Genomic DNA, 11,129 nt, shown 5'->3' with positions numbered 1-11,129 from the left:
CGAAGCGGACGCCCTCGGCGAGCGTCGTCTCGAAGGAGCGGTTGACGCTCTCCTTGAGCATGACCGCCGCCGGGGTGGACATCGCCGCGACGGTCCCGGCGGTGGCCAGCGCCTCGGTGAGCAGCTGGTCGGCCGGGACGATCCGGGCGACCAGGCCGGCCCGCTCGGCCTCCTCGGCACCCATCATCCGGCCGGTGAGGCACAGGTCCATCGCCTTGGCCTTGCCGATGGCGCGGGTGAGGCGCTGCGAGCCGCCGATGCCCGGGATCACCCCGAGCTTGATCTCCGGCTGCCCGAACTTCGCGGTGTCCGCGGCCAGCAGGATGTCGCACATCATCGCCAGCTCGCAGCCGCCGCCCAGCGCGTAGCCCGCGACGGCGGCGACGACGGGCTTGCGCAGGGCGGCGAAGCGGTCCCAGGCGGCGAACCAGTCACCGAGGTAGGCGTCGACGAAGTCGAGCGACTGCATCTCCTTGATGTCCGCACCGGCCGCGAAAGCCTTCGCCGAGCCGGTCAACAGCAGGCAGCCGATCGCCGGGTCCCGGTCGAACTCCGTTGCCGCCACCACGACTTCGTTCATCAACTGGGTGTTCAGCGCGTTCAGCGCCTTCGGCCGGTCGAGAGTGATCAGCCCGACCCGGCCCTTGCGCTCGACCAGGATCGTCCCGTACGTCATGCGCGCTCCCTCAGCGTGGTGATGATGGCGGAGAAGTCCAGCCCGCCGTCCCCGTCCTGGGCGAAGTCGGCGAACAACTCGGCTGCCCGGCGGCCGAGTTCGGTCGGCGCTGCGGTCGCGGTGGCGGCGTCGGCGGCCAGCCCCAGGTCCTTGGCCATCAGGGCGGCCGCGAAGCCGGCGGCGTAGTCGCGGTTGGCCGGGCTGGTCGGCACCGGCCCGGGGACGGGGCAGTTGGTGGTGAGCGCCCAGCACTGGCCGGAGGCGGTGGAGGCGACCTCGTAGAGCGCCCGGTGGCTGAGGCCGAGGCGCTCGCCGAGGACGAAGGCCTCGCTCACCGCGATCATCGAGACGCCGAGGATCATGTTGTTGCAGATCTTCGCGGCCTGCCCGGCACCGGAGCCTCCGCAGTGGACCACCTTGCGGCCCATCGCGGCGAGCACCGGTTCCGCCTCGGCGAACTCGGCCTCGTCCCCGCCGGCCATGAAGGTCAGGCTCGCGGCCTCGGCTCCGGGGACGCCGCCGGAGACCGGCGCGTCCACGGCCCGGTGCCCGACCGTACGGGCGAGGTCCGCGGCCACCCGGGCGTCGCCGACCGCGACGGTGGAGCAGTCCACGAACAGCGCCCCGCTCGCCGCGAGCGTCAACTCCTCGTAGGCCTGCAGGACATGGCGTCCGGTCGGCAGCATGGTGAGCACCACCTGGGCGTCGGTGACGGCCTCCGCCGCCGAGCCCGCCACCGTCACGCCGTGGGCGGCCGCCCGCTCCCGGGCGGCCGCCGAGAGGTCGTAACCGGTCACCCGGTGACCGGCCTTGACCAGGTTGGCGGCCATCGGGCCGCCCATGTTGCCGAGTCCGACGAATCCGATCGCGAGGGTCACCAGCGCTCCAGGGGTGTGGTGGCGGCGAGGCCGAGTTCACGCTCGCCGAGCGGGGCGAAGTAGCGGGCCACGACGGCGTCCTCGACCTCGGCCAGGGTGGCCGGGTGCCAGCGCGGTGAGCGGTCCTTGTCGATCACCTGGGCCCGGATGCCCTCCGCGAGGTCCGGGGTGGCCAGCGCCGCGCAGGAGATCCGGTACTCCTGGTCGAGCACCGCCTCCAGCGGGCCGAGCGCCCGGGCCCGGCGCAGGGCGGCGAGCGTCGCCTTCACGGCGCTCGGGGAGTTGGCCGCGATCCGGTCGGCGGCCGCCTTCGCCTCCGGTTCGCCGCTGTCGCCGAGCCGGTCGAGGATCTCCTCGACGGAACCGGCCGCGTAGCAGCGGTCGACCCAGCCGCGCTGCCCGGCCAGCGGACCGGGCGGCGCGGCGGCGACGTGCCGTGCCAGGGCGTCGTGCACGGGCCGTTCGGCCAGGTCGTCCAGCAGCGCCGGGAGGCGTTCGGCGGGCACGTGGTGGTCGGCGAGCCCGCAGAGCAGGGCGTCCGCGGCGCCGACGGAGCCGGCCGTCAGGGCCAGGTGGGTGCCGAGTTCGCCGGGGGCGAGGGCGAGCAGGTAGGTGCCGCCGACGTCGGGGACGAAGCCGATCCCGGTCTCCGGCAGGGCGATCCGGGTGCGTTCGGTGACGATCCGGACGCTGCCGTGGGCGGAGACGCCGACTCCGCCGCCCATCACGATGCCGTCCATCACGGCCACGTAGGGCTTGGGGTAGCGGGCGATCCGGGCGTTGAGGTGGTACTCGTCGCGCCAGAACTCCTCGGCGGCGCCCGGGTCCCCGCCGGTGGCGGCACGGTGGATGGCCACGATGTCGCCGCCCGCGCAGAGCCCGCGCTCCCCGGCGCCGGTGATCACCACGGTGGCCACGGCCGGGTCGTGCTCCCAGTCGTCCAGGGCGCGCGCGATGCGCCGGACCATGCCGTGGGTGAGGGCGTTGAGCGCCTTGGGGCGGTTGAGGACGATCAGCCCGGCCCGGCCCTCGCGGTGGACCAGGACCTCCTCGGCACTCATCAGGCGGCTCCGATCAGGCCGCGGGCGACGATGACGCGCATGATCTCGTTGGTCCCTTCCAGGATCTGGTGCACCCGCAGGTCGCGGACGATCTTCTCGATGCCGTACTCGGCCAGGTAGCCGTAGCCGCCGTGGAGTTGGAGCGCCTGGTTGGCCACCTCGAAGCCGGTGTCGGTGGCGTGCCGCTTGGCCATCGCGCACAGCTGCGGTGCCCGCCGGTCGCCCCGGTCCAGGGCCGCGGCGGCCCGCCAGAGCAGCGCCCGGGCGGCCTCCAGCTCGGTGGCCATGTCGGCGAGCCGGAACTGCAGCGCCTGGGCGTGCAGCAGCCGAGCGCCGAAGGCCTCCCGGTCGGCGAGGTGGGCGGTGGTGCGTTCCAGGGCGCTCTGGGCGCCGCCGAGCGAGCAGGCGGCGATGCCGAGCCGGCCCCCGTTCAGGCCGGCCATGGCGATCCGGAAGCCCTCCCCCTCGCCGCCGAGCAGGCGGTCGGCGGGCAGCCGGACGCCGTCCAGGACGACCTGGCGGGTGGGCTGGGCGTTCCAGCCCATCTTCCGCTCGTCGGGGCCGAAGGAGAGCCCCGGGTCGTCCCGCTCCACCACGAAGGCGGACACCCCGGCGGCGCCCGGGCCGCCGGTGCGCGCCATCACCACGTACACCCGGGCCGCGCCCGCGCCGGAGATGAACTGCTTGACGCCGTCCAGCACCCAGTGGTCGCCGTCGCGCACCGCCCGGGTGGCGAGCGCGGCGGCGTCGGAGCCGGCGCCGGGTTCGGTGAGGCAGTAGCTGCCCAGGTCCTCGGCGGTGCAGAGTGCGGGCAGCCAGCGGTGGCGCTGGTCCTCGCTGCCGTAGCGGTCGACCATCCAGCCGACCATGTTGTGGATGGACAGGTAGGCGGCGACGGACGGGCAGCCGCCCGCCAGTGCCTCGAAGGCCACCACGCCGTCCAGCCGGGAGAGTTGGGAGCCGCCGACGTCCTCCCGGACGTAGACCCCGGCGAGGCCGAGGTCGGCGGCCTTGCGCAGCACGTCCACCGGGAAGTGCTTGGCCTGGTCCCACTCGACCGCGTGCGGGGCCAGGTACTCGGCGGCGAAGGCTCCGACGGCCTCGGCGATCGCGGCCTGGTCCTCCGTCAGTTCACTGGTGTGCACGGCGTTCACCCCATCGTCGGCATGGTGAAGCTCGCGCCCTCCTTGACCCCGGAGGGCCAGCGCGAGGTGACGGTGCGGGTGCGGGTGTAGAAGCGGATCGAGTCCGGACCGTGCTGGTTGAGGTCGCCGAAGGCGGAGCGCTTCCAGCCGCCGAAGGTGTGGTAGGCGATCGGCACCGGGATCGGCACGTTGACGCCGACCATGCCGGTGTCCACCCGGCGGGCGAAGTCCCGGGCGGTGTCGCCGTCCCGGGTGTAGATGGCCACGCCGTTGCCGAACTCGTGCTCGCTGGGCAGCCGCAGCGCCTCCTCGTAGTCGGCGGCGCGGACCACGGTGAGCACCGGGCCGAAGATCTCCTCGCGGTGGATCCGCATGTCCGGGGTCACCCGGTCGAACAGCGAGGCGCCGAGGAAGTAGCCGCCCTCGTGGCCCTCAAGGCGGAAGTCCCGCCCGTCGACGACGAGTTCGGCGCCCTCCCGGACTCCGAGGTCGAGGTACCCGCGGACCCGCTCCAGCGCGTCGGCGCCGACCAGCGGGCCGAAGTCGGCAGCCGGGTCGTCCGAGCGGCCGACCTTGAGCGCGGCGATCCGCTCGACCAGCTTGGCCACCAGCGCGTCCGCGGTCTCCTCCCCCACCGGGACGGCCACCGAGATCGCCATGCAGCGCTCCCCCGCCGAGCCGTAGCCGGCGCCGATCAGCGCGTCGGCGGCCTGGTCGAGGTCGGCGTCCGGCATCACGATCATGTGGTTCTTCGCGCCGCCGAAGCACTGCGCCCGCTTCCCGTGGGCGGCGGCCGTCGCGTAGACGTACCGGGCGATCGGGGTGGATCCGACGAAGCCGACGGCCTGCACCCGCTCGTCCTCCAGCAGGGTGTCCACCGCCTCCTTGCCGCCGTTGACCACGTTGAGCACGCCCGGCGGCAGCCCGGCCTCCAGGAACAGCTCGGCGAGCCGAAGCGGCACCGACGGGTCCCGCTCGGAGGGCTTGAGAACGAAGGAGTTGCCGCAGGCCAGCGCGGGTGCGGCCTTCCACAGCGGGATCATCGCCGGAAAGTTGAACGGCGTGATGCCGGCGACCACGCCGAGCGGCTGGCGCATCGAGTAGACGTCGATGCCGGTGCCGGCGTTGTCGGTGAACTCGCCCTTCAACAGGTGCGGGATCCCGGCGGCGAACTCCACCACCTCCAGGCCGCGTTGGAGGTCGCCGTGGGCGTCGGCCACGGTCTTGCCGTGCTCGGCGGAGAGCAGCCGGGCCAGCTCCTCCTTCTCCTGCTCGACCAGTTGCAGGAAGCGCAGCAGCACCCGCGCCCGCCGCTGCGGGTTCCAGGCCGCCCACGCGGGCTGGGCCTGGGCGGCGTCGGCGATCACCGCCTCGACCTCGGCCCGGTCGGCCAGCGGCACCCGGGCCTGCACCCGGCCGGTGTTGGGGTCGAAGACGTCGCCGTAGCGGCCGGACGTCCCGGCGACGCGCTTGCCGCCGATGAAGTGGGTCAGTTCGCGGACCATCGGTTCCTTCTCTCGTCACGGGTGGGGAGAGGAGGAATGGAGAGAGCACGCCGCGGCAGCGGACGTACGGTCGTACGCCGTCGCGGCAGGCGTAAAGTGACGAACCGTCAGGGGCGATGGGCCCCGACGGTCGGCAGCACGGCAGCGGAGCGGGAACAGCGGCCCGGAGTCATGCGTGTCGTCTCCATCCTCGTGGAAAACACGGATCATCCGCGGCCGGTATCCTGACTCCCGGATCCACGCCCGCCCCCTGGCCTTCCCGGCTGGCTGCCAGTGGCCGTCATCTGCGAGGACGAACTCCCCGGTCACAGTGGCGGGACCGTGCCGGACTCACACCGGCTTCCCTGACACCGCGGACCTGCCGTCGACCATATAGTTGGACGTCCTAGTAAGTCCAGACCCACCGCCGCGCGACGCGGGCCCGAGCGGTCACAGGGCCACGACGGGTCACAGGGCCAGGACGGGCCGGTGGTGGTCGAGCCAGAGCGCGAGGTCGACCACGCGTTCCTGTAGAGCGAGGTGTCCGTGTCCCCGACACCGATCGGCGAGTCCCGGGCCGCGACCACGGCCTTTCGCCGGACCGGCGGCGGGTCATCGGACCGCCGCCCCCGGGCGCCGTTCGATCGCGTTCAGCCGGCCGAAGCCGCCGAGAGGTCCAGCAGTCCCTCCTTGGCCTGGCGCACCAGGTCGCGGAACTGGTCCTCGCTCATCCGGATCTGCTGACCGAAGTCGTCGGTGATCCTCACCCGCCGGTCCACCGGGGCCTCCCGGTCCAGGAACACCTGGGGGCAACCGCAGTTGCAGTTGCCGCAGAACGTCGCGAAGGGCTGTGGCGTCTCGTCGCCGGCCATCCGTCCCACCTCACTTCCGCCCGTGGTGCACGGGGCTTCCGGGCTGGCGATGCCCGCCGCCCAATGTCACCAAACCCGATGGCAGGAAGGGTGGTTGTACTCGTCCGACGGCCCTCCGGGGGCTGCCTCGCCCCGTGCGGCACCGCTCAGGAGGACGCCGGGTACGGGACGAAGGTGCTGGTGTGCTCGTCGACGGCCAGCGGGCGGCCGATCGCCGGGGCCGAGCGCTGGGCGCAGGCCGGGCGTTCGCAGACCTTGCAGCCCAGGCCGATCGGGGTGGCGGCGGCCTCGTCGGTCAGGTCGAGGCCTGCGGAGTAGACGAGGCGGGACGCGTGGCGGAGTTCGCAGCCGAGGCCGATGGCGAAGGTCTTGCCGGGTCGGCCCCAGCCGCCGGGCGAGCGGGTGACGGCGCGGGCCGTCCACAGGTAGCGGCGCCCGTCCGGCATGGCGGCGACCTGGACGTGGACCCGGCCCGGGGCGGCGAAGGCGTCGTAGACGTTCCACAGCGGGCAGGTGCCGCCGGTGCGGGAGAAGTGGAAGGGCGTGGCGGACTGCCGCTTGGAGACGTTCCCGGCCCGGTCGACCCGGACGAAGGAGAACGGCACCCCGCGCAGGCCGGGGCGCTGGAGGGTGCTGAGGCGGTGGCAGACCGTCTCGTAGCCGACGCCGAAGTGGTCGGCGAGGTGCTCGATGTCGTAGCGGGCGGACTCGGCCTCGGCGTGGAAGGCGGCGTAGGGCAGGACGAGGGCGGCGGCGAAGTAGTTGGCCAGGCCGATCCGGGTGAGCGAGTGCGCGGCCGAGCCTTCGGGGCTGTCCTGGGCGGCGAGTTCGGAGAGCAGCGCGTCGTGTTCCAGGTAGCCGAGCTGGGTGGCCAGCCGGAAGGCCTGCTGGCCGGGGCGCAGCCGGTCCGACAGCCGCAGCGTCCGGGTCCGCGGCTCGTACCGGTGCAGCTGCTCCCCGCCGGAGGCGAGCCGTACGCCGTGCACGTCGGCCAGCCGTTCGGCCAGCACCGCCCGCACCCCGCCGCGCCGCAGCCGGATCTCGCCCGCCAACTCCTCGGCGGCGGTGTCGAGTTCATGGACGTAGTTCTGCCGGCGGTAGAAGAACTCGCGGACCTCCTCGTGCGGGGTCCGGGTGTCGGCGGCCGGGCCCCGGTCCCCCGCGAGGACGGCGAGCTGCTCGGCCAGGGTGCGACGGCCGCGCCCGAGGTCGGTCAACAGCCGTGCCACGGCGGGCAGTCGGGTGGCGACCTCGTCGAGGTCACCGGGGGTGATCCGGCCGGACGCGAGCTCCTCGCCGAGGCCGTCGCGCAGTTCGGCGGCGAGCCGGGCGCTGTCCGGCGGGGCGAAGTACCCGGCCTCCACGCCGAACGCCTCGGTGAGCCGCAGCAGGACGGGGACGGTCAGCGGGCGGGCGTCGTGCTCCAGCTGGTTGAGGTAGCTGGGCGAGAGGTCGATCATCCGCGCCGTGGCGGCCTGGCTCAGTCCGCGTTCCTCCCGGAGCCGGCGCAGCCTGGCCCCGGCGAAGGCCTTCCCCATCGTCCCGCACCTCCGTGTCCGGCCGTCGGGTCGGGCCGGTGCGGCGCAGCCTAGCCGCAACGCCTCCGGGCAGGCCTTCGCAAGCTTCGCGGATTCGCCGGGCGGGCTTCGCGGAACTTGGCACGGCTCCACCGGTGACGGCGGCCGCGTCGGCTGCCAGAGTCGGTGCTGCGGCCGGGAGGCGCCCAGAACGGTGGCGAACGGGCAGGTCAACTGCCCTGACCTGTCGTCCGGGTGACCACGTCCCGCGGTGTTCCACCGCTGCCCGGCGCCACCCGGCCGCCCTCTCGCCACCTCGTGAGAGGTCGCTCACATCCTTCGCAACGTCCTTCGCAGAGCATCCCCGGGAGTCGATCACCATGACCCAGTCGGTTCGGCAGCAGCAGGAGCAGCAGGCGGCGGAGCTGGCCGCCCGGTGGGCGTCCGACCCCCGCTGGGCCGGCATCGAGCGCACGTACGGCGCGGCGGACGTCGTCCGGCTGTCCGGTACGGTGCGCGAGGAGCACACCCTGGCCCGGCGCGGCGCCGAGCGCCTGTGGAAGCAGCTCCACGAGCAGGACTACGTGCACGCCCTGGGCGCGCTGACCGGTGGTCAGGCCGTCCAGATGGTCAAGGCCGGGCTCCAGGCGATCTACCTGTCCGGCTGGCAGGTCGCGGCCGACGCCAACCAGGCCGGCCAGACCTACCCCGACCAGAGCCTCTACCCCGCCAACTCCGTCCCCCAGGTGGTGCGTCGGATCAACAACGCGCTGCTGCGCGCCGACGGGATCGACGCCGCCGAGGGCACCGACGGCGGCCCGGACTGGCTGGTGCCGATCGTCGCCGACGCCGAGGCCGGCTTCGGCGGCCCGCTGAACGCCTTCGAGCTCACCAAGGCCATGATCGCGGCCGGCGCCGCGGGCATCCACTACGAGGACCAGCTGGCCTCCGAGAAGAAGTGCGGCCACCTCGGCGGCAAGGTGCTCGTCCCCACCGCCCAGCACGTCCGCACCCTCAACGCGGCCCGCCTGGCCGCCGACATCGCCGACGTGCCGACCCTGGTCGTCGCCCGCACCGACGCGCTGGCCGCCAACCTGCTCACCACCGACGTGGACGAGCGCGACGCCCGCTTCTGCACCGGCGAGCGCACCGCCGAGGGCTTCTACCGGGTCGAGCCCGGCATGGCGCCGGTGATCTCCCGCGGCCTGGCCTTCGCCCCGTACGCGGACCTCATCTGGGTGGAGACCGGCACCCCGGACCTCGCCCAGGCCCGGGAGTTCGCCGAGGCGCTCAAGGCCGAGTACCCGGACAAGATGCTGGCCTACAACTGCTCGCCCTCCTTCAACTGGAAGGCCGCCCTGGACGACGACCGGATCGCCAAGTTCCAGCGGGAGTTGGGCGCGATGGGCTACCGCTTCCAGTTCATCACGCTGGCCGGCTTCCACGCCCTCAACCACTCGATGTTCCAGCTGGCCCGCGGCTACGCCGAGCACGGCATGACGGCCTACGTCGACCTCCAGGAGGCCGAGTTCGCGGCCGTGCCGGACGGCTACACGGCCGTGAAGCACCAGCGCGAGGTCGGCACCGGCTACTTCGACCAGGTCTCCACCGCGCTCAACCCCGACGCCGAGACCCTGGCGCTGACCGGCTCCACCGAGGCCGAGCAGTTCCACTGATCCTCCGATCCCCGCCCGCCCGGTGGGTTCGGTCGTCCACCCACCGGAGCGTGCCACCCCGGCGGCCCGTACGGCGGAGCGAGGGAGCTCCGTGCCGCCCACCCGCCCGGGGCCGCGTTGAGGGACGCGGCCCCGGGCCCCACCCGTCCCCGCCCGACCCGTCCCCACCTGACCCGCCCCGCCTGCTTCCCTGGAGAACCGGATGAGCCAGTCCCGTCGCGTCGAGGTCCTCGGAGAGCCCGAGGACCGCTTCGAGGAGGTCCTCACCCCCGAGGCCCTCGCCTTCCTCGCCCGGCTGCACGACGGGTTCGCCGTCCGCCGCACCGAGCTGCTCGCCGAACGCGCGCGCCGCGCCGCCGAGTTGGCGTCCGGCGGCACCCTGGACTTCCGCCCCGAGACCGCCGCCGTCCGCGCGGACGCCAGCTGGCGGGTGGCCGGCGCCGGCCCCGGCCTCACCGACCGCCGGGTGGAGATCACCGGCCCGCCCGAGCGCCGGATGGCCGTCAACGCCCTCAACTCCGGCGCCAAGGTGTGGCTCGCGGACTTCGAGGACGCCACCTCCCCCACCTGGCACAACCTGGTGACCGGCCAGCTGAACCTGGCCGACGCGATCGAGCGCCGGATCGAGGAGACCACCCCGGACGGCAAGCACTACTCCGTCGGGACCGACCCGGCCACCATCGTGGTCCGCCCGCGCGGCTGGCACCTGGACGAGGCCCACCTGCTGATCGACGGCCGCCCGGCCGTCGGCGCCCTGGTCGACTTCGGCCTCTACCTCTTCCACTGCGGCCGGCGCCAGATCGAACGCGGCAGCGGCCCGTACTTCTACCTGCCCAAGCTGGAGAACCACCTCGAAGCCCGGCTGTGGAACGACGTCTTCACCGCCGCCCAGGCCGAGTTGGGCATCCCGTACGGGACGGTCCGCGCCACCGTGCTGATCGAGACCATCACCGCCGCCTTCGAGATGGACGAGATCCTCTACGAACTGCGCGACCACGCCGCCGGGTTGAACGCGGGCCGCTGGGACTACCTGTTCAGCCTGATCAAGAACTTCGCCCAGCACGGCCCGCGTTACGTCCTGCCGGACCGCGCCACCCTCACCATGACCCAGCCCTTCCTGCGCGCCTACACCGACCTCCTCGTGCGCACCTGCCACCGGCGCGGCGCCCACGCCATCGGCGGGATGGCCGCCGCGATCCCCCAGCGCGACCCGGCCGCCAACGCCGTCGCCCTGACCAAGGTGCGGGCCGACAAGGAGCGGGAGGCCGGGGACGGCTTCGACGGCTCCTGGGTCGCCCACCCCGGCCTGGTGGACACCTGCCGCACCGCCTTCGACGCCGTCCTCGGCGCGTTCCCGCACCAGCTCGACCGCACCCGCGCGGACGTCGAGGTCACCGCCGACGACCTGCTGGGCGTGCACCGGCTGTCCGCCGGCCTGCCCACCGACCAGGGGCTGCGCGCCAACGTCGCCGTCGCCCTGCGCTACCTCACCGCCTGGCTCGGCGGCGCCGGCGCCGTCGCCGTGTTCGGCCTGATGGAGGACGTCGCCACCGCCGAGATCGCCCGCTGCCAGATCTGGCAGTGGCAGCACCACTGCACCCGGCTCACCGGCGGCTCGCTCGCCACCCCGGACCTGGTGCGCCGGCTGATCGACCGCGAGCGCGCCGCCCTCCTCGCCGAGGGCGTCGACCCCGAGCTCCTCGACGCCGCCGTACGGGTCCTCACCGAGACCTCCCTCGGCGACGAACTGCCCGCCTTCCTCACCACCGAGGCCTACGCCCGCCACCTGGTCCGCGTGCGCGCCACGGCCTGAGCCACAC

The 11,129-nt window shown here is 73.6% G+C and carries 9 protein-coding genes and 1 riboswitch; of the genes, 2 read left to right on the top strand and 7 right to left on the bottom strand.

Annotated elements, in window-relative coordinates; genetic code table 11:
- The 7 genes from ACFXPX_RS20630 to ACFXPX_RS20600 form a co-directional block, all read right to left on the bottom strand.
- Window positions 1-676 (bottom strand): enoyl-CoA hydratase-related protein (locus tag ACFXPX_RS20630; RefSeq protein WP_380642646.1); only part of this gene is annotated, 676 nt, incomplete at its 3' end.
- Window positions 673-1,554: a 3-hydroxyisobutyrate dehydrogenase gene (gene mmsB, locus ACFXPX_RS20625; RefSeq protein ID WP_380642644.1), complete on the bottom strand. Its 882-nt coding sequence runs from the start codon at window positions 1,552-1,554 to the stop codon at window positions 673-675. The genes mmsB and ACFXPX_RS20630, both read right to left, overlap by 4 nt.
- Window positions 1,551-2,615 (bottom strand): enoyl-CoA hydratase/isomerase family protein, encoded by a 1,065-nt coding sequence (locus tag ACFXPX_RS20620; RefSeq protein ID WP_380642642.1) that lies wholly within the window; start codon window positions 2,613-2,615, stop codon window positions 1,551-1,553. Before ACFXPX_RS20620 ends, mmsB begins: the two co-directional genes overlap by 4 nt.
- Complete coding sequence (locus ACFXPX_RS20615; RefSeq protein ID WP_380642640.1) at window positions 2,615-3,760, bottom strand: acyl-CoA dehydrogenase family protein; 1,146 nt, start codon at window positions 3,758-3,760, stop codon at window positions 2,615-2,617. Before ACFXPX_RS20615 ends, ACFXPX_RS20620 begins: the two co-directional genes overlap by 1 nt.
- A gap of 5 nt (window positions 3,761-3,765) precedes the next feature.
- The gene (locus ACFXPX_RS20610) at window positions 3,766-5,265 is read right to left on the bottom strand and encodes a CoA-acylating methylmalonate-semialdehyde dehydrogenase (protein ID WP_380588087.1); all 1,500 of its coding nucleotides are present in this window, start codon (window positions 5,263-5,265) and stop codon (window positions 3,766-3,768) included.
- A 196-nt stretch (window positions 5,266-5,461) separates the two neighbouring features.
- Window positions 5,462-5,653, bottom strand: a riboswitch (cobalamin riboswitch).
- Window positions 5,654-5,894: 241 nt separating this feature from the next.
- Window positions 5,895-6,116 carry a hypothetical protein gene (locus ACFXPX_RS20605; RefSeq protein ID WP_380529809.1) on the bottom strand — a complete coding sequence of 74 codons (222 nt, stop codon included), beginning with the start codon at window positions 6,114-6,116 and terminating at the stop codon, window positions 5,895-5,897.
- Window positions 6,117-6,262: 146 nt separating this feature from the next.
- Window positions 6,263-7,654 carry a short-chain fatty acyl-CoA regulator family protein gene (locus ACFXPX_RS20600; RefSeq protein ID WP_380642638.1) on the bottom strand — a complete coding sequence of 464 codons (1,392 nt, stop codon included), beginning with the start codon at window positions 7,652-7,654 and terminating at the stop codon, window positions 6,263-6,265.
- 359 nt (window positions 7,655-8,013) lie between these two features.
- On the opposite strand from ACFXPX_RS20600, the gene aceA reads away from it, so the two are divergent.
- Window positions 8,014-9,309, top strand: a complete 1,296-nt coding sequence (gene aceA / locus ACFXPX_RS20595; RefSeq protein ID WP_380588083.1) for an isocitrate lyase — start codon at window positions 8,014-8,016, stop codon at window positions 9,307-9,309.
- Window positions 9,310-9,511: 202 nt separating this feature from the next.
- Window positions 9,512-11,122, top strand: a complete 1,611-nt coding sequence (gene aceB / locus ACFXPX_RS20590; protein ID WP_380642636.1) for a malate synthase A — start codon at window positions 9,512-9,514, stop codon at window positions 11,120-11,122.
- Window positions 11,123-11,129 lie beyond the last annotated feature (7 nt).

Source organism: Kitasatospora sp. NPDC059146 (genome assembly GCF_042786665.1).
Taxonomy (GTDB): Bacteria; Actinomycetota; Actinomycetes; order Streptomycetales; family Streptomycetaceae; genus Kitasatospora.
The sequence above is the reverse complement of the archived record's forward strand: the minus strand, read 5'-3'. Positions and strand labels throughout refer to the sequence as shown.